The sequence below is a fragment of the Halobacillus sp. BAB-2008 genome, from assembly GCF_000328325.1.
GTDB lineage: Bacteria > Bacillota > Bacilli > Bacillales > Halobacillaceae > Halobacillus.
Map to the genome: position 1 here is coordinate 1 of NZ_ANPF01000003.1, position 19697 is coordinate 19697.

Here is a 19697-nt window from a genome sequence, read left to right on the forward strand (position 1 = left end):
TTGTATTTAGATAAGCGCGTGGAGGCGTTCGTTGACAGTTGCTTTGACTGCTTCAAGCAGTGCTTCGCTGTCGGCTTTCGCTCCGGATTTCACGCCGTAGTAGAATTTGATTTTCGGTTCGGTTCCGGACGGGCGGAGACAGAACCAGCAGTCGTCCTCCAGAATGAACTTCACGACGTTCGATGCCGGCAGGTCGATGTGTTCTTCGCTGCCGCTTTCGACGTCGCGGCGGATGGACGTGCTGTAGTCTTCGACAGCCACGACCTTCTTGCCGCCTGCTTCCGTGATATCCGCTTCGCGGAAGTCGTTCATGATCGTCTGGATCGTGTCCGCACCTGCTTTTCCTTCGAGCTTCATGGACTGGAGCCCTTCCAGGAAGAAGCCGTGCTTCTCGTACAGATCGTTCAACGCATCCAGAAGCGTCTTGCCCTGGTTCTTATAGTAAGCGCCGACTTCAGCGATCAAGACAGCCGACTGGACGGCATCTTTGTCGCGGGCGAAGTCTTTGACAAGGTAGCCGTAGCTCTCTTCATAACCGAAGAGGAAGGTGTGTTCCTTCGTCTGCTCGTACTCGCGGATCTTCTCACCGATGAATTTAAAGCCTGTCAGTGTATCAAGGGAGCTGATGCCGTAAGAATCGGCGATGACGCGGCCGAATTCGGAGGTCACGATCGTCTTGATCATGCGGCCGTTCTTCGGAATTTCTGCCGACTGGCCGAGGATGTAATCGAGCATGAGGGCGCCGGTCTGGTTCCCTGTCAGCACCTGGTATTCCCCGTTCTCATCTGGTACGGCGACGCCGAGACGGTCGGCATCCGGGTCTGTCGCAAGCAGGAGATCCGCACCAATCGCTTTGCCCTGTTCGATGGCGATTTCGAACGCCTGATGCTCTTCCGGGTTCGGAGAAGCGACGGTGGAGAATTCCGGATCCGGTTTGGCCTGTTCTTCCACGATATGGACGGATGTGAAACCACTCTGCGCCAATCCTTTTTCCACAAGGTGGCGGGCCGTTCCGTGCAGCGGTGTGAAGACGAGCGACAGATCCTTATCGATCTCTTTCTGGACGGTGACGGATTCCAACGCTTTCAAGTAGGCTTGATCGACCTCTTCATCGATCCAGCGCAGAAGGCCGTTCTCTTCCAATTCCTTCTGATCGGCTGCGTCGACTTCCAGTTCGTTCTCGACTTTGTTGACGAAATCGATCATGATCTCCGCCTGTTCCGGTGGCAGCTGGCCGCCGTCTTCGTTGTAGGCTTTGAAGCCGTTGTATTCCGGCGGGTTGTGGCTTGCCGTCACGACGACGCCTGCTGCTGCGCCGAGATGACGGACAGCGAACGACAATTCCGGTGTCGGTCGTAAGGAAGTGAATACGTAGGATGGAATGCCGTGTGCTCCGAGGACGCGTGCCGTTTCGACTGCGAACTCTTTGGACATGTAGCGGGAGTCGTATGCGATGGCGACGCCTTTCTTCGACATACCTTGATCGTTGACGTAAGCAGCAAGGCCTTCTGCCGCTTTACGGACGGTATAGATGTTCATGCGGTTCGTTCCCGGTCCGAGCTTTCCGCGCATGCCTCCCGTTCCGAATTCCAAGTCTTTGTAGAATGCATCCTCCAGGGACTGTTCATCTTCTGACAATTCTCCAAGCTTCGTTGAAAGCTCGGCATCCAGTCCTTTGAATTCTTTCCATCGTTCGTACTGCTCTTTCCACATACGCGACACTCCTCTGGTTTGTTATTTATTTGAGTTGGAAACGATCAAGGAAGCGTTTCCTTTTAAATCGAATGTCTTGACGGTCGCCGGGATGATCAGGTGGTCGCCTTTCTTGAATGGATACGAGCGGCCCTCCACGATCACTTCCCCTGTCCCGTCGATGACACTCAATAGTACATAAGGTTCCGGGGTGAGTCCTTTACATTCGCCTTCCAGGTCCCAGCGATAGACGGAGAAATACTTCTCTTCGACGAGTCTCTCTTTCCGCAGATCCTCCTGGTAGAACTGCGTGCGCTCGATTTCAGGGTCGACATGCGGAACCGTCGTCACTTCGATCGACTTATCGAGGTGCAGCTCGCGCTTGTTGCCGTCCTGCCCGACACGATCATAGTCGTAGACGCGGTACGTGATGTCCGAGCTCTGCTGGGTTTCCAAGATCTGAATCCCCGCTCCGATCGCGTGGATCGTCCCGCTCGGTACGTAAAAGAAGTCTCCGGGCTTCACTTCAATGGTTCGTAATAAGTCCCCCCATTCTCCATTCGCCACCATTGCTTCAAATTCCTGTTTATTCGAGGCATGATGTCCGAAAATAATTTCCGAGCCTTCCTCACAGTCGAGCACATACCAGCACTCGGTCTTGCCGTAGTTCTCCCCTTCCACTTCACGTGCATATGTATCGTCCGGATGCACCTGGACGGAGAGGTCCTTCTTCGAATCCAGAATCTTCACGAGCAGCGGGAATTCTTCGCCTTCTTCTCCGGCGAACAGCTCACGATGGCTGTCCCACGCTTCCCGAAGCGTCTTTCCTTCCAGAGGTCCGTTCTTGATCGTATTCGGCCCGTTCTTATGCCCGGAAATACACCACGCTTCTCCGGTATAGTCGGACGGGATCTTATAATGGAAGATTTCTTCAAGCTTCGTTCCACCCCAGAGCCGTTCCTTGAACGCCGGCTCTAAATAAATCGGTTCGTTGTACATTCGCTGCACCTCTTTCCAGTTTTTTAACACTATTGTACCATAGCGGCCGATCCAGAAGGGCCGCCTTTCTGCTCAAGAAAAAATCCGGAGCATCGTCCGGCACTCTGTTCAGAATGCGGAAGATGTCCGGATTTTTTCCTTCTTATAAAAAGGGCTTATTTATCTTCCAGCATCTTATCATTGAATCCGAACGCCCACGTCAATCCGAAGGCGACACCGATGGCGATGATGTTCGTCAGCAAGTAGAAGATGAAGGAGCTGTCCAGGTACAGCAGGGATCCCGGGATTACCGTGATCGCCATACCGGAAGCCTTCAAGCCTGTGATGGAGGCGAAGAAACCACCGACGGCTCCACCGATGAGACCCATGATGAACGGCTTCATGTAGCGCAGGTTGACACCGAAGATCGCGGGCTCGGTGATACCGAGGAACGCGGACAAAGCGGATGGCAGCGCCAATGCTTTCATTTTCTTCTTCTTCGTCTTCAAGCCGACTGCAAGCGCCGCGCCACCCTGGGCAGCGATCGCTGCTGTGATCAGCGGGTTGAACGCGTTTGAACCAACGCGGTCAAGCAACTGTATCTCAAGCAGGTTGAAGATGTGGTGTACCCCGGTGATAACGATGACCTGGTGAAGTCCACCGATGATCAGTCCACTGATACCAAGCGGAAGTTCCAAGACCCACAGCGTCGCTTCAAAGATACCGTTTTCAACAATATGGAACACAGGTCCGATGATGAACATAGCAAGCGTGATCATGATCAAAAGCACTAAGAATGGTGTAAGAATAAGATCGAGTGCTTCCGGAATCCTTTTTCTCAAGGCTTTCTCCAGTTTCGCCCCGACGATACCGGTGATGAATGCCGGAAGGACGGACCCTTGATAGCCGGTTACCGGAATGAAGCCGAAGAACTCAAGCGGTTCTGCACTTCCGTCGGCAACAGCCCAAGCATTAGGCAGCGCCGGTGATACGAGCATGAGTCCGATGACGATCCCTAGTATCGGACTGCCTCCGAACACCCGGAAGGTCGACCAGGCGACAAGCGCCGGCAGGAACACGAAGGCCGTATCGGTAAGGACCTGGGTGAACAGGATGAAGTTCTCCGGAATGCTTTCAGGCGTGAGACCGAAGAACGCGAGAATCGCTTCTTGTGTCAGAAGTCCCCGCAGTCCCATGAACAGACCAGTGGCAACGAGGGCCGGAATGATCGGTACGAAGACGTCTCCGAACGTACGGATCGCACGCTGGAATGAGTTCCCCTGTTTCTTCGCTTCCTGCTTCACTTCTTCCTTCGTAGCTCCCTGTACCTCTTGTTTCATCACTTCTTCATAAATACGGTTGACGGTACCAGTACCGAAGATGACCTGCAGCTGACCAGAGTTATAGAAAGCACCTTTCACTTTATCGATTTCTTCAATGGAAGAAATGTCCGCTTTCTCCTTGTCATGAAGCATGATCCGCAGCCGTGTCGCACAGTGGGCGACAGAGGCGATGTTCTCCTGACCACCAGCTGCTTTGATGACGTCTCTTGCAATTTGAGCGTTATCTGCCATGGTAATTCTCCTTTCGGGTTTTAGTGTGCACGTGTAATCGATTACACATTTCATAAAAAAATTTAGATAGTGAATAATTGCTAATGAAATTGATGTTTATAACCAGGTGTAACTCGTGTGTGAACGATTACATGATTGCGTTTTCAATTAGGACTATACACTATCTCGGACTATTAGTCTATACGTTAACTCCATTTTTTTATTTAAATTTTCTTTTTTTAATTTCTGGAGCAATACGCTCGCCGCTTTCCTCCCAGCTTCTTTGTTGAAATAGTCGACGGTAGTAAGGGACGGGGTCACGTGCTTCGACATCATCGATGCCCCGATGCCGGCAACAGCCATGTCTTCCGGGATCGAATAGCCCTGCTCCTTCAAATACTCCATCGCACCGATCGCCATCCGATCCGTCACCGCGAACACAGCCGTAGGCTTCGTTCCTTTACTGGCACGGAGGATCCGCTTCATCGCTTCATACCCGGATTCCACACTGAAATCGCCCTCTGTCACCCAATCTTCTTTAATGGTCAGGCCGTTTTCTTTCATTCTATCTCTATACGCCTGTTTTCTCACACGGCCGACAGCAGGATCGTCTTCTCCCACGCCGATAAACGCAATCTGTTCATGCCCCTTCTGGATCAGCATGTTCGTCACATCCCCTGCAGCATGGTAGTCGTCATAGACGATCGACGTCACACCGGGAAGCTCCTGGCCGATAGCAAGGAAGGGGACATCCGTATCCTGAATCGCCTGGATCAACGCGTCATTGACGTTCGTCGCAAGCAGGATGATGCCGTCAACATTACGACTTTTCAAAAGGCGGATGTATTCGATTTCCTTCTTTTCATCAAGCTCTGTATTCGTAAGCAGGATTTGGAATCCTTCTTTAGATAAAATTTCATTGATCCCGTTTACGACACGGGTCGATGTTTCTGTACTTAACCGCGGCAGAATGACACCGATGACACCAGAGCGCTTCGTCCGCAGCGACTTGGCAGACTGACTCGGTATGTAACCGGTTTCTTCGACGATCTTCATAATCCGCTCCCTCGCCTCTTCACTGACATATCCGCTGTCGTTCAATGCGCGTGATACCGTCGTCCGGGAAACGTTCGCCATTTGTGCTATATCATTGATTGTAGTCATTGCTTTCATCCTCCATGGAATCCTTTTCATTTATCATCGTAGAGAAATATGAAGCCGTTGTCCAGAGATAGACAATTTTTAGGGGGAAAGTCGGACAGCGAAGACATGGAAAGTCCCCGGAAAGGAGCTTCCCGGGGACGGATTGACCGAAGAGATTAAGAGTGGCTGTCTAATGATTGGCAGAAATGGTCTTTGAGGATGTGGTACACGGTCGTTTCGTGGAGTACCTGCGGTTCTGTGCCGGCCTGTTCCTTTTCCATGCGCATAACTACGCCGACGCCCTCTTCAATATACTCTTCTTCCCATCCGTCAATCCCAAGCTCCTTGATGACAGAACGGATGACCCGCTCGTATTTCTGCAGCGGACCCGGCAATTGCAAACTAAACCATGACATAACGTATCCCCCTTAATTATCTAGTTCTTTTTTCTTACGCTTCCTTTCCTTTATAATCTACCTTTTGTTTCCAGTCAAGACCTTTCGATATCCTTATATCCCGGGTTTGGCGGGCATGTCGCGGTCGAAGTGTTGATATTGTCAGAATTTTGTAATCAAATTCCCGTTATAGGCCTCTTTTTCTTTTCATTCTTTTTTTTCTTTTATATAGGAAAAAGACGGAGAAAAACTTGGGAACGGTCGAAGCAGTCGCATCTGTTCCCGAAGACGGGTGTAAACCGGCTCGAACCCTGCGGAATCGTCGGATAATTCACTCTTGTACTTACTATGCCTTTCCGTTACAATGTCCTTTATATAAAGAAACATGTATATTTCAGATGGACAGGGGAGTGTGAACGATGAAGAAAACCATTACCGTAGGATTATTGGGATTAGGCACGGTCGGGAGCGGTGTCATAGAGATCCTGCGCGATCATAAAGAACGTATCGAACATAAGACAGGGTGCGATGTCACCATCAAGTCGGTACTCGTCCACGATTTGGATAAACCGCGCGAGCTGCCTTCCGAAACGAAGCTCACGGATCGCTATGAAGACATTACGAGAGATCCGGATATTGATGTCGTCATAGAGGTGATGGGTGGTATCGATCACACATTAGCTGTACTGCTGGAAGCGATCGAGCACGGCAAGCATATCGTGACAGCGAACAAAGACCTTGTCGCCCAGCACGGTGCGGAGCTGTTCGCTGCCTGCCAGCGTCATAACTGCGACCTTTATTATGAAGCGAGTGTTGCAGGCGGTATTCCGATCATCCGCAGCATCATGGATGGATTGTCCTCCGATCGGATCACGAAGATGATGGGGATCGTGAACGGAACGACGAACTTCATTATGACGAAAATGGCGAATGAAGGCGTCGACTTCGACAGCGTATTGAAGGAAGCGCAGGAGCTTGGGTTCGCAGAAGCAGATCCGACAGCGGATGTCGATGGACTGGATGCTGCAAGGAAAATGACGATCCTTTCCATCTTGGGCTTCTCGATGCCGTTCCATTTGGAAGATGTGCATGTCAAAGGAATCCGCGGCATTTCTATTGATGATATCAACTTCGCCCAGGAAATGGGCTACCGCATCAAGCTGATCGGTATTGCGGAGAGCGATCATAACGGTGTATCCGTAAGCGTCGAGCCGACCCTTCTGCCGGCTCAGCATCCGCTCGCATCGGTAAATGATGAATTCAACGCCGTCTACGTCTACGGAGACGCAGTCGGAGAAACGATGTTCTACGGACCGGGCGCAGGCAAGCTGCCGACGGCTACGGCAGTCGTCGCCGATTTGATTTCCGTATTGAAGAACATCCGTCTCGGTACGACCGGCACCTCTTACGTGCAGCCGCAGTTCGCAAAGCAGGTGAAAACGAAGAAGGAACAGCTTGCGAAGAAATACATCCGTCTTCATGTCGATGACAAAGCAGGCATGTTGAGAGATTTGACGAACATTTTCGCAGAATACGATATTTCTTTCGATCAGTTCACCCAGCGTGCAGCGGCCGAGGAAGGCCAACGGGAATTGATGATGGTCACTCATCAGGTAAGCGAAGAAGACTTTGAGAAAGCACTACGCGATTTGCAGGACCTGGATTCGGTGCAGGGCATCGACAGCGTCTACCGCGTAGAAGGGGGCGAATGATATGTGGAAAGGACTAATTGAACAATACGGAGAGTTTCTTCCCGTTACAGATAAGACACCGGCATTGACGTTGTATGAAGGAAACACACCGCTGATTCCGATTCCAACGATTTCTCAGGATCTCGGCATCGAAGGCTATGTGAAATTCGAAGGGTTGAACCCGACCGGATCGTTCAAGGACCGCGGCATGGTGATGGCGATGGCAAAAGCGATCGAAGAAGGCTCCGAGGCGGTCATCTGTGCCTCGACCGGTAACACATCCGCAGCTGCTGCTGCCTTTGCGGCACGCGCCGGCCTCCGCTGCATCGTCGTTATCCCGGACGGGAAAATCGCCGAAGGTAAACTGGCCCAGGCCGTTATGTACGGAGCAGAGATTTTTGCTATCAAAGGAAACTTCGACGACGCCCTTCGCATGGTACGTAAAATCGCCGAAACAGAACCGGTGACGCTTGTAAACTCGGTCAACCCATACCGGATCGAAGGCCAGAAGACAGCCGCTTTCGAAATCTGTGACGTCCTCGGCGGTGCTCCGGATATTCTGAGCATCCCTGTCGGCAACGCCGGTAACATTACGGCCTACTGGAAAGGTTTCAAGGAATATAACGAAACGAAACAGACCGGCCTTCCTAAAATGATGGGCTTTGAAGCGAGCGGTTCTGCCGCCATCGTCCGCAACCAGGTCATCGACAATCCGGAGACGCTTGCGACAGCCATCCGGATCGGAAACCCGGCAAGTTGGGACAAAGCGATTGAGGCGCGTGATGAATCGAACGGCCTGATCGATGAAGTGACAGATGAAGAAATCATCGAAGCGTATCAGCTGCTGGCCGAGAAGGAAGGCGTCTTCGCGGAGCCTGCCTCCTGTGCTTCCATCGCCGGCATGATCAAGAAAGTAAAAGACGGCACGATTCCGCAAGGCTCGAAAATCGTCCACGTCCTGACAGGAAACGGACTCAAGGACCCGACGACAGCGATCCAGCACAGCCCGGTCAAACCGACCCTTATTGAAAACGATTATGAAGTCTTCGCATCGGCGGTCACAGGAGTCCAATCATGACCCGCTTCCAGATCCAGGTTCCCGCGACATCCGCGAACCTCGGGCCTGGATTCGACTCTGTCGGCATCGCCTTAACGAAGTTCGTCACGCTCGACTGCCGTCCGGCCGATGAATGGCACTTTGCTGTTCCCGAAGAAGACCAGCCTTATATCCCGGCCGGCAAAACGAATCTCGTCTATCAAACGGCGCTCCATACAGCCAAGGTCCATGGACACGATTCCCTGCCTCCGACGCATGTGACGATGACGAACGACGTTCCGATCGCCCGCGGGCTCGGAAGTTCCTCGACAGCGGTCGTCGGCGGCATCGAACTTGCCAACCAGCTGCTCGATCTTCGTTTGAGCGATTATGATAAATTCAAGATCGCCTGTGAGATTGAAGGGCATCCCGACAATGTCGGCCCGGCGATCTACGGCGGTATCATGGTATCCAATTACGATAACGGCGCTCTTGATTACGTCCACTTCACCGATGGACTGGACGATTTGACGTGGCTCGCCGTCATTCCGAACTACCATTTGAAGACAGAGAAAGCCCGCGGTCTTCTGCCTGTCGAGCTTCCTTACAAAGAAGCCGTCAATAACAGCGGCAGTGCCAACGTACTCGTCGCAGCGCTTGCGACGAAGAACTGGGAGCTTGCCGGCCGGATGATGAAGAGCGACCGCTGGCACCAGCCTTACCGCCAGGCTCTCATTCCGGGCTTCACTGACGTTGAGAAAGCGACCACAGACGCAGGAGCTCTCGGCTTCTATATCAGCGGCGCAGGCCCGACGATGCTCGCTCTCTTCGACGAGTGGGACGAAGCGAAAGCGGCACGCCTGAAGCAAGAGCTTGCAGACTTCCAGGTCGAGCCGCTCCAAGCTCACCTGACAGGCGTCACCGTCCACAAACAGACCGAAGCGAAGCACTGTTAAATGGTTTAGCTGTTTAGCTGTTTAGCTGTTTAGCCGCTGATGATTTCCGGGCAGGGCTGCGCTTTCCGCGGGCGGCCGGCGAGCCTCCTCTGAGCTCCGCTCTTCCGGGGTCTCCCCTGTCTCGCTTTTCCCGCAGGAGTCTTCGCCCTGCCCTCCAATCATCAGCTGGTTAAACTTAAAGCTAATAAAAAACCGAACGCGATCCCTTTATTCAAAGGTGGACGCCGTTCGGTTTTTTTTATCCTTTATTGTAGGTGGGTTAATCAAGGCGGAAAGCGCAGCCCCCCGGCGGCTGAAAAAAACCCTAAGCCCGCTTCCCAAACCGCCAAATGACCAAAATAAGCAGCGCACCAATCAAACCTCCGAAGCTGTCCAGCACCACATCCCCGATGTAAGGCGTCCGGTCCGGCGTCAACGACTGATGAAACTCATCAAACGAAGCGTACAGCACCGTAATCACAAACGCTGCTCCAAGCTTCGGCAAAAGCCGCAGACTCGTCAGCTTATGTAATGCGAGAAACGACGTCACCATCAACAGAAGAAACACCGTCACATGTGCCGCTTTTCGGATCAAGAATTCCACAAGCCCAGCCGGCCCGTGACTTTCCAAGTTCACCGGCTTGCCGTGGTACATGAAATCAATCGGCTCAAGAACAGGCTTCATCGCGTCTAGAGGAAGGTAGGACATCAACGATGGACGCAGGTCCTGATCTCCATACGGCGTCGCCGAACTGTAAAAAATAACCCCCATGACGAGGAGCGCGGGTATGACCCAGAACTTATTATTTTTTGACAACTTATTCACACTTTCTATCACTCTATTTATTTGATATATCAACATTTTACAATAAAACCCCATTTAAGCAATAGAATGAAATTTGTATCAAAAGATTTATATATAGTACTATTAATGACGATAGAATTTGTATACAATGGTAACTAGAGAAAGAAAAGGGGGATTCAACATGGCAAAGAAGAGTAAACAATACGATTACGACCTTGCAGAAGTGAAGCGTTTGATCGGGGAGACAGATAAAAACTACCGGGAAATCGCTCAGGAGACAGGCTGTCCTTATGCGAGCGTCGTTTACCATGGTCGTAAAATCCGCGGACGCGTCAACCGTATCCGTCAAGAGGAAATGAATGCGGAGCTGAATCAGGCACCTGTATTCACGATCAAGGAAGAACCGAAAGAGAATACGAACCTGTTGTCTGGCGGGACAGCACTAAGCATCTCAAGAAATGATATCCACATCCAGGACGCAGAGCAAGAGGCAGCGAAGATGATCAAAGCGGCACGTGCACTCGGCCTTACTAAAATTAACATCACGATTGATCGATAAACGCGCACGAAAGTCCTGGGGACGCGTTCTTCAGGGCTTTTATGCCTCAAGCTTCAGCCCCTTCAGCTTCCTTCTTGCATGTCTTCCCCAATTCTTCACCGCATCGATCGTCACCCCTTCCAGACAGGCGATCTGCTTAAGCGAACGATCGTGAATGAAATGATGATAGACCCATTTCCACTGATTGTCCGTCAGCGGATTCCGCACTTGAATCCAGAAGTACTCATCTTCTATTACATCTTCCCACAGAGACGCGTCCGTGCTGCTTAAACTGCGCCGGCACAGCGTCTCTTTTTCCTGTGTCCGGGAATCTTTGCGGATGAGATCGATCAGCGCGTTCCTGATCTTCCAGCTGAGATACGTCTCCCACTTACCCGCCGCCGGATCATACGTCCGGGAGGCGTTCCACACCGCCACCATCCCTTCTGCAAAAAAATCCCCGTTCCTATCCATGATGTGAAGCCTTCGGATGTGATAATGAATCAGCTTCTTACTATCCGCAACCAACTGACTGAATTGCTCATCGATCACAGTGCCACCCCTTCCATTTTTTAACGTTCATACTATAATCGTTAAAAATGGATTTTTGGTGTCATGTACCTATCAATTTCTTGATTTTCAACTGAAAAAAGCTGTTAAACTTCCATTTTCGCTTTCCTTTTCCTATGAAATGGAAGATAATGATAGGTAGAAAGGAGTGTAAAATGAGCCACATCCCCTCGTTTTTCTGCTGTCAAAACCTCGTCTACCAAATCCTTCACCGCTACAAGATTCCCGAGCCTTATGAAGACTACTGCCAGGAGGCCTATTTCATCTACAAACACTGTGAAGAAACCTACGATTCTTCCCGAGGCAAGTTCTCCACCTACTATTTCCACCATCTCTCCTGGAAGCTCCTCAGCCATCTCCAGTCCAAGCGCCGGCTGCAGCTGATTTCCACAACCCAGCATCCCCCTTTCCCTCATCCGAAAAACGACCTCCATGACCGGATGTTCCTGCTTGATCTCTCCCTTCACGCTGACCTCACCGCACTGGAACAAAGCACCTGCCTGCTTGCGATGGCAGGCTACCGGACCTATGAAATTGCGGGAAAGATCGGCAAAAGCGAATCGACCGTCCTCCGCCTCCGCAAAAGTTTGCGCGAGAAACTATCCTCTGCTTCTATCCTCGTTTATACTTGTAATAGAAAGGGAAAATAAATCCACTAAATCCAACGGAAAACGGAGGAATCAGCATTGGAAGCTTCCACTCGATCTCTATCTCCTCTCACCAAGATTTGGCTGGACGATACACCGACTACGTTCACTCACGCTTTCCTGGAGCGGCTCGCGTATGAATGGATGGTCGAAATCGTCAATCCCTACCCCATCCCCATCATGGAAACGAAGGAGTACGTCACCCACATATCCGTCGAGCAGGCAGACGGACTGCTTTATTCTGAATTACCGATCGAATCCTACAACATCGAAGTCGGCAATGAATTCACGGTCTACCGTTTCTACATGTATGCACCGGACTGAGTCCGGAAGATGTTATAATGGCAGGGACGAATGATGGAAAGGAAGAGTTTATGTTTCATCTAGGCTTTGCAGCGTTTTTTCTAATCTTCATCATCCTTGGATGGTTCACCGATATGATTGAGCTGTCGTCGTTCAGCATGATCGTTGCGATCGCGCTGTTTTTCACGAATATTTATATGTTCTTGAAGTCGAGGAAAGAAGACAAGGAAAAGACGCCGTCTTAAATACGAAAAGCCCCCGTCCGAATGGAACGGGGGCTTTTTTCCGTTTGTGTAAAAACTTCGTTTAAATATAATAACCAAATCGAACTCAAGACAATGGGCTTTTCTGAAAAAGTTATACAGCTTTAAAACACCATCTCCACTTGTGTAAACCTCGGCATGAAAGACTCCTGCGGGAGGTGTGGCACAGGTGAGACCCCGGAAGAGCAACGCGATGATGAGGCTCAGCGGCCGCCCCGCGGAAAGCGCCACCTTTTCCGCAGCCCGCTCTCGCCACGTTATTTTATCAAAATACCCTTTACGTCAGTATATTGAGAACGATCGGGATAGTGACGACGCTTAGGAGCGTGGTCATGAGCGTGATGCTTGAGACAAGTTCAGGCTTCGAATCGAACTGGACGGCATACATCGTCGTCGTAGCCGCAGAAGGCATGGCTGCCGATACGATCAACACGTTCGCCATCAGATCCCCCATCGGCAGGATCACCGTCAGCGCCCAGGCGATAAGCGGGGAGACAAGCAGCCGGACCGAAACCGCATAGGAGACTTTGTCCCAGGCCAGGTTCTTCACGGTGATGTTGGCAAGCTGCATCCCGAGCAGGATCATGACGGTCGGAATCTGGGCGTTCCCGACGAGCTCGATACTCGACATGATATTATCGGAAATCGAAAGCGGCGTATATTTGAACACGAGTGCGAGCCAGATCGCATGCGTCGGCGGCATTTTGGCCACCTGCTTCAAAGCCATGGTGATGCCGGCTGTTCCCTTTGCTGCGTAATAGACGCCGAAGAAATTCATGACGATCTGCTGAAGCACCATGAACGAGATAGAATAAACGAAGCCCTGCTCTCCGAAGGCGAACAGGACAATCGGCGCCCCGTAATTCCCGGCGTTCATAAAAGCCGTGGATAAAATCAGCCCGCTTTCCGTCGGTGTATCGTAGCGGAGCACCTTTGCCCCGATTTTGTTGACAGCGAGGATGGCGATCAACAGAAACACCGAGAAAAGGACCATCAGGAAGTAATCGCGGTCAAATGTCGCTTCGTAGAACGTCTTGAAGACGAGACACGGAAGCATGATATAGAGAGCGACCGTCGAAATCGACTTGATTTCGAGGCGCAGTACTTTTTGTAGGACGAACCCGGTACAGAAGATCAGTACGACAGGAAGTACTACCTGAAAGAAAATTGCCATTATATAACCACCCTGTCTGTTAAATACTAGAACTCTACTAGTTTATCAGAAATATCGGCCCTTGTTAGCTTTGGAATGAGGAAAATTTCTTGCTCCCTATGAATTGGAAATGTTATCGTTTACAATAGATGATAGAGTTATTGAAATCGTTCTCATATAGAAAGGAAGTCAGAAATGAATTACGTCATAGGCTTAGATTTAGGTACGACAAGCAGCAAATCCGTCGTGTTCGAGGAAAATGGACACGTCGTCGCAGAGCATGAAGTTGCATACCCGCTCCATCACCCGCAGGTCGGCTATGCCGAACAGGACCCGCTTGTGATCGAAAAGGCAGCGCTGGAATCGATCCGTCTCAGCGTCGCCGGACTCGACGCCGATAAGATCGTCGGTGTCGGTCTCTCCTCGGCTATGCATTCCCTGATCTGTACCGATGAAAGCGGAGCTCCCTTGTCGCCTTCCATCATCTGGGCGGACGCCCGCAGCTCGGAACAGGCGTCACACCTGAAGGAAGAACATCCCGACGTCTATTTGCGGACAGGCACGCCGCTTCACCCGATGTCTCCGCTCTCCAAGCTCGTTTGGATGAAGGAGAACGGGTATGAACCGTGTGGACAGGCCGCTTATTATATTTCTGTGAAGGAATTCCTGCTCTACCGCTGGTTCGGCGAGAAAGTCGTCGATTACTCGGTCGCCGCTGCGACAGGCCTTTATAACATCCACAGCAACGAATGGGATGAGGAGACACTTGCAATCGCCGGCATCAGCGAAGAACAGCTTTTCTCCCCCGTGCCGCCGACCTACACGATGGAAGGCATGGATGCAGCCATCGCAGAGAAAGCAGGCTTGAAGTCCTCCACCCCATTCGTCATCGGCGGAAGCGACGGTCCGCTTGCCAATCTCGGTATCGGCGCCATCCAGCCGGGAGAAACAGCCATCACAATCGGTACAAGCGGTGCGATCCGCCAGTTCTCGAAGGAGCCGCTTCTTGACGAAAAACAGGAGATCTTCTCCTACCGTTTCTCTGATGACCTTTGGATTACAGGCGGTCCTTCCAACAACGGCGGCCTCGTTCTTCAATGGGTCCAGCGCCTGTTCGAAAACAAAGGTGAAGAAATGTCGATCGAAGAGCTGACGGAGCTTGCCGGATCGGTCGCCCCGGGTGCAGACAACCTGCTGTTCCTGCCGTACTTGAATGGGGAACGCGCTCCCTTTTGGCAGGCGGAAGCGAAAGGATCCTTCATCGGTCTGACGCCGAACCACCGCAAGGAGCACATGACCCGTGCCGCTATGGAAGGTGTACTCTTCTCGGTGCTGCATATCGCAAGCGCCCTCGAGCGCCTTGGAAACAGTCATGACCGCATCTTTGCAAGCGGAGGATTCGCCCGCTCGCCGTTATGGGTGCAGATGGTCGCCGATATGTTCAACAAACGAATCGACATTCCCGTCAGTCACCAGAGCTCTGCTTGGGGTGCTGCCTGGGTCGCTCTCTATGCCCTGGGGCTTACGGACAGCTTGGAGGCGATCAAGGATTCCATTCCGATGCAGGAGCACTATACGCCCGATCCCGAACGTCATGAGACATACAAGAAACTCTTCGACGTCTACCAATCGGTCTCCGGCAAGCTGCAGGACGACTTCTTCCGTCTTCACCAGCTGTCATAAATGATAAATCCCCGCTCAGGATTCCCGAGCGGGGATTTATCATTTTAAGCCTTCATCCGAGATACGAGGCTAATAACCTCCAAACGCCCTTTTATCCGTTCACTCTCTGTTTCCTGGCTGCTTCCTGATGGTCCTGTTTATGGACGTTATACATCCACGCCTTATCTTCGTCCATCATCCGCTTCGCTGCATAAACGAGCAGGAACTGGACAAGAATGATCGGCAGCCCCATCAACCCCGACACGACGTTCAGCGGAGCGAGGCCGCCGACACGCATCAGGATGAGAGCGAAGACGGTGATAATAGCTGCGATAAGGATACGCAGGACCCGCGGCGGTTCGAACCGGCTCATATCACGGGTACTTGTATAAGCAGCAACCGTGTACGTCGTCGAATCGAGCGTTGTCGTCAGGAAAATAAGGGCGACGATCATAAAGATAACGATTGCGATATTTCCAAACGGCAGCGTTGCCAAAATATCCGGAATGGCAGCCATCCGGTCCTTTTCTTCAACAAGCTCAAGCACAGACAGATCACCGGATAAATAGCGGTGCACGCCTAAGCCGCCGAGAACCCCCGTAGCGACCCATGAAAGGGCTGTCGGTGCCAAAAGGTAGGTAAGGATCATTTCCTTGATCGTCCTCCCCCTCGAAATCTTCGCTGCAAACACGCTGTGCAGCATAGCCCATGTCGCACTGTAGGCGAACCAGAAGACCGTGTTGCTCTGGATATGGGAGGCACCGCCCTGATGGGCCGAGTCAGTATTCAGAGACAGGTTCAAATAGTTGGAAACGAGGAAAGAGACACTGTCCGAGAAATAATTCAGGATGAACACTCCAGGCCCGGCAACCAGAACGAAGACCGCAAAGATTCCGGCAAGGTACATGTTCCACGTACTGAGTCGTTTGATCCCTTTTTCAACACCTAAATATGCACTTAAGGAAAACAAAAAGACCCAGATGATCGTAACGATCAGCGTCAGCGTAAAGGTGACGGGAATGTTCAATAAATGAGATAAATTCTGTGTTATGATCGGTGCTCCCAACCCGAGTGTCACCGCGGCGCCGGCAAGGATGCTGACCAGAAACAGCATATCGAGGAGCTTACCGCCGATGCCTTCTGTGAAGCGGTCTCCAAACAGGGAGCGGCACGCTTCTGATATCCGCAGGAGCGGCCGTTTTTTTACATGCAGGATATACCCCATCGCCGGGGCAATCATGACGAAGATCGCAAACACTTGGAAGCCCCAGAGGAACATGCTGTAGGCGTTTCCCCACAACAGGGATTCCGGTGAACCGGCCTCCACTCCTGCCGGCGGATCGTTCGCAACCGACGTCCACTGCAGCATTCCCGTCCGCATGATCGTCGAGCCCACCCCCATGGCAATCAGGATGGCTGCATAAGAAAACAGCGATAATCGCGGCTTTTCCTGCGGGTCACCGAGGACGACCTTCCCATACTTGGAGAAGGAAAAATAAAGCGCCGCCCCCGTTATCAGGATTCCGTACCACAAGTACCCCCAGCCGAACATATTTACTATGTAATCAAAAACAGCGTTTAACCATTTCAGTGACTCTTCTTCAAAGAGGACGAATGGAACACTGACCGCCGCCATCATAAGAAGCGACGGCACAAAAATCTTATAATCCACCAATCTCTTGCTTTTCATCGAATCCTCCTAATCTTATTCCCCTTTTTTCTTAACGGGTCTACTCCCCTCTACCCGCTGATAAATATGCTATAACGGAATAATAAAAAGGTTTTTTACTATTTTTTTGCCGAAGGATCCTTATATGAATTTTTTTTACGAACAGCCCATGTTCAATCTGTAATGGAACATTCTTATTGTTTTTTAGTGTCCGAGTCCCTGCTTTTGTCAGAGAATTTGTTCCTTCTATAGATTTTTGATAGAGTGGAATTCCAAATAACTACAGGAGGTGAACTTCTTGAAAAAAATAATCTTTATGACCATTCTCTTGCCTTTTCTATTAGTTGGATGCAGTAACAGTGATGCCGGATCCACCGATTCACAAACTGTGGAAGAGAACACAGAGAAAAAAGAAACTAATGAAGAAGATAATGGAAATGACAATCAACAAAATAAAGTAGTTGAAAACAGTCAAGGTACATTTGAAATGGTTGAATTAAAAAGAGATTTAGGTACATATGAATCTGGTCCTCTATCCATTAAAATTAATGATGTGAGTTTAGTAAGTGGTACATACACAGATGAAACAGTAATCAAAAACATCGGAAGAGAAGATGTGGAATATGTCGCCATTGGGACAAAAGTATCTACTTCCAATGAAGATATTTCATTCACCCGTGAACATTTATCATTAGCCACAAATACAGGAGAGGAAATAAGCTCTCCAAATGCTTTTATGAGTGATGGTCTAAACAAAGGTGTACTCGGTGAAAATGAGTTAATTAGAGTCTTCACATTCTTCCTGGAAGAATCAGATGTTGATGATATTAATGAATTAACCCTCCATATCCAAGCTCCCCAAAATAGTGACGAAGAGCCCCTGGGAGAAGATATAGATGTGGATATTACTTTCTAAGTAGGTGAATGTCATGGAAGCCATCCTCTTTTATTCTGCCATTATCCTAATTCCTTCTTTTCTAATTTTTTTAGCTATAAAAAGAATTCGGAAGCAATTCAAGGACGTTTCGTCTTTTAAAGAGGAAACCCACAAGGATTACGCTAAAATAATGGAGCAAAATGAAAAAAGAATGGAATTACAAAATGAAATACTTAAGGAATTGAGAGAAATCAAAAACAAGCTTGGTTAAAAGAGTGCTTTACTTAATTGGACTCTCAAAGTCAAAAAGCCGGCTCCCTTGATTTAAGAGGACCGGCTTTTAAATACTTACTATAATTTAATTATTATTCTCCAACCATCCCATCCCCATCATTATCTCTCATGTACGGATACAACCAATGATCGTCCGTGATCGGCATGCTGAAACCGGCGTCTTTCGCTTCTTGAATGGTTACTTGACCATTGCCGTTCGTATCAATGCTCGAAACATCCCCTTCTTCCATGGAACGAGAGCTGTCCTCCGCATTCGAAGGTTCGCTGTCCCCTGTTAAACCCAACGACTCATTGACTTCATCCGGGTTGACATTTTCGAAAGTGTCTACAACCTCGCTGCCGTTTATCGTGTAAGTATATTGATACTCAGAAGGGATCTGCGTGTCCGTATCCGGGTACAAAATCACGGCTTCAAAGTTAGTTGCGCCTCCGGCTTTGCTTATCATATTCTCCATGTACGATTGGTCGCCATGACGGTTCAGCGTACTTTCCTGAGGGGTAATATTATAAGCATTAGACACCCCTCCCAAAGAGTCTGCAATAACATGACCTTCGTCTAACACATCACTTTCGACACCTGGTACTTTCGCTTCGTCCGAAAAATATCTACCACTGGATAAGACAGGTTCTTTGTCATCATCCTGGAGAATAATTTCGTCCGCAACGACTCTTACTAATTGACCATGCTCATTCGTAAATGCCCAGTACTCTCTGTCACCAAACCCTATGTCTACGACAACGTTCGATTCCCTTTCCCCGCTTAGATCCCCGCCGTCCACCTCAAGGAGTTCGTATCCTTCAAACGGTGCATCATTCGTTTCGGACGTATCTTGATCAACAACCGCCGAGGCCGTTTCTTCCTGCTGATCCGTCCCTTCCTCTTTCATAGATGTATCTTCAACATTTGCACATCCAGTGATAAAGAAAAACAGGAAAAGTACGATAAAAAACTTTGCTTTCTCTTTCATTTCAGACCCTCCTATTTAAGTTTTTTTGCAATAGACGCCCGCCCTTGTTAAACAAACAGCTGATTGCAGATTAGAAAAAAAGATCAAGTGCTTATAAGACCTGTTTCCTTGCGCCCGTTCCTTTCACATTATGTATTCCTCTTACTAATCGAATGCCCCTTTTACATAGTGAACCCTAACATAAGAAAAAGCAACGTTCCCCATTTTCCTTCCAGCGATGCCCGTTCCATTAACAGACGAACAACACGGCGCCGGCTGATACCTCTAAGCACGAACATTCGAATTCACAGGACTCCTCTCATCCAGCCGGAGATTGGAGGGCAGGGCGGAGACTCCTGCGGGAACAGCGAGACTGGAGAGACCCCGGAAGAGCGGAGTGAAATGCCCCCTGAATATTGGACAATATTCAGGGGGCATTTCTATGAATAAATGGAGTAAAGAAGAAAAGTTAAGCATTGTGTGGAGATATCAAAACGAAAACATCAGTATACGAGGACTTTCCGAAGAACTCGACATCGATAATTC

General features: G+C 50.1%; 20 protein-coding genes. 10 read left to right on the plus strand and 10 right to left on the minus strand.

What is annotated here, in order from left to right:
- Positions 1–6: 6 nt before the first annotated feature.
- The 5 genes from D479_RS01565 to D479_RS01585 all read right to left on the minus strand — a co-directional run bounded on the left by D479_RS01565 (position 7) and on the right by D479_RS01585 (position 5782).
- A complete protein-coding gene (locus D479_RS01565; protein WP_008632908.1) occupies positions 7–1713 on the minus strand; it encodes a phospho-sugar mutase in 1707 nt (568 codons plus the stop codon).
- A gap of 21 nt (positions 1714–1734) precedes the next feature.
- Entirely contained in the window at positions 1735–2691 is a 957-nt protein-coding gene (gene manA, locus D479_RS01570) for a mannose-6-phosphate isomerase, class I (protein WP_008632910.1), read from the minus strand.
- A 155-nt stretch (positions 2692–2846) separates the two neighbouring features.
- The gene (locus tag D479_RS01575) at positions 2847–4244 is read right to left on the minus strand and encodes a sucrose-specific PTS transporter subunit IIBC (RefSeq protein ID WP_008632913.1); all 1398 of its coding nucleotides are present in this window, start codon (positions 4242–4244) and stop codon (positions 2847–2849) included.
- Positions 4245–4397: 153 nt separating this feature from the next.
- Positions 4398–5387: a LacI family DNA-binding transcriptional regulator gene (locus D479_RS01580; protein ID WP_008632915.1), complete on the minus strand. Its 990-nt coding sequence runs from the start codon at positions 5385–5387 to the stop codon at positions 4398–4400.
- 155 nt (positions 5388–5542) lie between these two features.
- Positions 5543–5782 (minus strand): hypothetical protein, encoded by a 240-nt coding sequence (locus D479_RS01585; protein WP_008632917.1) that lies wholly within the window; start codon positions 5780–5782, stop codon positions 5543–5545.
- A 398-nt stretch (positions 5783–6180) separates the two neighbouring features.
- On the opposite strand from D479_RS01585, the gene D479_RS01590 reads away from it, so the two are divergent.
- Genes D479_RS01590 through thrB form a run of 3 tightly spaced genes read left to right on the plus strand, consistent with a single transcriptional unit; the run spans position 6181 to position 9444 of the window.
- A complete protein-coding gene (locus tag D479_RS01590; RefSeq protein WP_008632919.1) occupies positions 6181–7473 on the plus strand; it encodes a homoserine dehydrogenase in 1293 nt (430 codons plus the stop codon).
- A gap of 1 nt (position 7474) precedes the next feature.
- Entirely contained in the window at positions 7475–8530 is a 1056-nt protein-coding gene (gene thrC, locus D479_RS01595) for a threonine synthase (RefSeq protein ID WP_008632920.1), read from the plus strand.
- Positions 8527–9444: a homoserine kinase gene (gene thrB, locus D479_RS01600; RefSeq protein ID WP_008632922.1), complete on the plus strand. Its 918-nt coding sequence runs from the start codon at positions 8527–8529 to the stop codon at positions 9442–9444. The genes thrC and thrB overlap by 4 nt, the downstream gene beginning before the upstream one ends.
- Positions 9445–9748: 304 nt before the next feature.
- On the opposite strand, the gene D479_RS01605 is transcribed toward thrB, so the two are convergent.
- Positions 9749–10249, minus strand: a complete 501-nt coding sequence (locus D479_RS01605) for a VanZ family protein (RefSeq protein WP_241210901.1) — start codon at positions 10247–10249, stop codon at positions 9749–9751.
- 160 nt (positions 10250–10409) lie between these two features.
- On the opposite strand from D479_RS01605, the gene D479_RS01610 reads away from it, so the two are divergent.
- Positions 10410–10787, plus strand: coding sequence for a hypothetical protein (locus D479_RS01610; protein ID WP_008632926.1), 378 nt, complete (start codon positions 10410–10412; stop codon positions 10785–10787).
- A 39-nt stretch (positions 10788–10826) separates the two neighbouring features.
- Here the strand turns inward: D479_RS01610 and D479_RS01615 are convergent, their stop codons facing one another.
- The gene (locus D479_RS01615; RefSeq protein ID WP_008632927.1) at positions 10827–11318 is read right to left on the minus strand and encodes a sigma-70 family RNA polymerase sigma factor; all 492 of its coding nucleotides are present in this window, start codon (positions 11316–11318) and stop codon (positions 10827–10829) included.
- Positions 11319–11491: 173 nt separating this feature from the next.
- Here D479_RS01615 and D479_RS20410 point away from each other — a divergent pair, with 173 nt between their 5' ends.
- Genes D479_RS20410 through D479_RS01630 form a run of 3 tightly spaced genes read left to right on the plus strand, consistent with a single transcriptional unit; the run spans position 11492 to position 12531 of the window.
- A complete protein-coding gene (locus D479_RS20410) occupies positions 11492–11986 on the plus strand; it encodes a sigma-70 family RNA polymerase sigma factor (protein ID WP_193743853.1) in 495 nt (164 codons plus the stop codon).
- A gap of 36 nt (positions 11987–12022) precedes the next feature.
- Entirely contained in the window at positions 12023–12307 is a 285-nt protein-coding gene (locus D479_RS01625; RefSeq protein ID WP_008632929.1) for a hypothetical protein, read from the plus strand.
- A gap of 17 nt (positions 12308–12324) precedes the next feature.
- The gene (locus D479_RS01630) at positions 12325–12531 is read left to right on the plus strand and encodes a hypothetical protein (RefSeq protein ID WP_008632930.1); all 207 of its coding nucleotides are present in this window, start codon (positions 12325–12327) and stop codon (positions 12529–12531) included.
- 295 nt (positions 12532–12826) lie between these two features.
- Here the strand turns inward: D479_RS01630 and D479_RS01635 are convergent, their stop codons facing one another.
- Positions 12827–13723: an AEC family transporter gene (locus D479_RS01635; RefSeq protein ID WP_008632931.1), complete on the minus strand. Its 897-nt coding sequence runs from the start codon at positions 13721–13723 to the stop codon at positions 12827–12829.
- Positions 13724–13897: 174 nt separating this feature from the next.
- Between D479_RS01635 and D479_RS01640 the strand changes: the two genes are divergently transcribed.
- Positions 13898–15385, plus strand: a complete 1488-nt coding sequence (locus tag D479_RS01640) for a gluconokinase (RefSeq protein ID WP_008632932.1) — start codon at positions 13898–13900, stop codon at positions 15383–15385.
- Between the two features lie 91 nt (positions 15386–15476).
- Here D479_RS01640 and D479_RS01645 read toward each other — a convergent pair whose 3' ends face one another.
- Complete coding sequence (locus D479_RS01645; RefSeq protein ID WP_008632933.1) at positions 15477–17054, minus strand: BCCT family transporter; 1578 nt, start codon at positions 17052–17054, stop codon at positions 15477–15479.
- Positions 17055–17331: 277 nt separating this feature from the next.
- Here D479_RS01645 and D479_RS01650 point away from each other — a divergent pair, with 277 nt between their 5' ends.
- Positions 17332–17949, plus strand: a complete 618-nt coding sequence (locus tag D479_RS01650; RefSeq protein WP_008632934.1) for a hypothetical protein — start codon at positions 17332–17334, stop codon at positions 17947–17949.
- A gap of 13 nt (positions 17950–17962) precedes the next feature.
- On the plus strand, positions 17963–18181 hold the full coding sequence (locus D479_RS01655; RefSeq protein WP_008632935.1) for a hypothetical protein: 219 nt from the start codon (positions 17963–17965) through the stop codon (positions 18179–18181).
- Between the two features lie 94 nt (positions 18182–18275).
- Here the strand turns inward: D479_RS01655 and D479_RS01660 are convergent, their stop codons facing one another.
- Positions 18276–19172, minus strand: a complete 897-nt coding sequence (locus tag D479_RS01660) for a DNA/RNA non-specific endonuclease (protein WP_008632936.1) — start codon at positions 19170–19172, stop codon at positions 18276–18278.
- Positions 19173–19697 lie beyond the last annotated feature (525 nt).

Excerpts from the sequence above, each read along its gene's own strand:
- D479_RS01655 (WP_008632935.1), top strand. The coding sequence starts at position 17,963 with ATGGAAGCCATCCTCTTTTATTCTGCCATTATCCTAATTCCTTCTTTT.
- D479_RS01630 (WP_008632930.1), top strand. The coding sequence starts at position 12,325 with ATGGCAGGGACGAATGATGGAAAGGAAGAGTTTATGTTTCATCTAGGC.
- D479_RS01640 (WP_008632932.1), top strand. The coding sequence starts at position 13,898 with ATGAATTACGTCATAGGCTTAGATTTAGGTACGACAAGCAGCAAATCC.
- D479_RS01580 (WP_008632915.1), bottom strand. The coding sequence starts at position 5,387 with ATGACTACAATCAATGATATAGCACAAATGGCGAACGTTTCCCGGACG.
- D479_RS01565 (WP_008632908.1), bottom strand. The coding sequence starts at position 1,713 with ATGTGGAAAGAGCAGTACGAACGATGGAAAGAATTCAAAGGACTGGAT.
- D479_RS01645 (WP_008632933.1), bottom strand. The coding sequence starts at position 17,054 with ATGAAAAGCAAGAGATTGGTGGATTATAAGATTTTTGTGCCGTCGCTT.
- thrB (WP_008632922.1), top strand. The coding sequence starts at position 8,527 with ATGACCCGCTTCCAGATCCAGGTTCCCGCGACATCCGCGAACCTCGGG.
- manA (WP_008632910.1), bottom strand. The coding sequence starts at position 2,691 with ATGTACAACGAACCGATTTATTTAGAGCCGGCGTTCAAGGAACGGCTC.
- D479_RS20410 (WP_193743853.1), top strand. The coding sequence starts at position 11,492 with ATGAGCCACATCCCCTCGTTTTTCTGCTGTCAAAACCTCGTCTACCAA.
- D479_RS01635 (WP_008632931.1), bottom strand. The coding sequence starts at position 13,723 with ATGGCAATTTTCTTTCAGGTAGTACTTCCTGTCGTACTGATCTTCTGT.
- D479_RS01610 (WP_008632926.1), top strand. The coding sequence starts at position 10,410 with ATGGCAAAGAAGAGTAAACAATACGATTACGACCTTGCAGAAGTGAAG.
- D479_RS01585 (WP_008632917.1), bottom strand. The coding sequence starts at position 5,782 with ATGTCATGGTTTAGTTTGCAATTGCCGGGTCCGCTGCAGAAATACGAG.
- thrC (WP_008632920.1), top strand. The coding sequence starts at position 7,475 with ATGTGGAAAGGACTAATTGAACAATACGGAGAGTTTCTTCCCGTTACA.
- D479_RS01575 (WP_008632913.1), bottom strand. The coding sequence starts at position 4,244 with ATGGCAGATAACGCTCAAATTGCAAGAGACGTCATCAAAGCAGCTGGT.
- D479_RS01590 (WP_008632919.1), top strand. The coding sequence starts at position 6,181 with ATGAAGAAAACCATTACCGTAGGATTATTGGGATTAGGCACGGTCGGG.
- D479_RS01660 (WP_008632936.1), bottom strand. The coding sequence starts at position 19,172 with ATGAAAGAGAAAGCAAAGTTTTTTATCGTACTTTTCCTGTTTTTCTTT.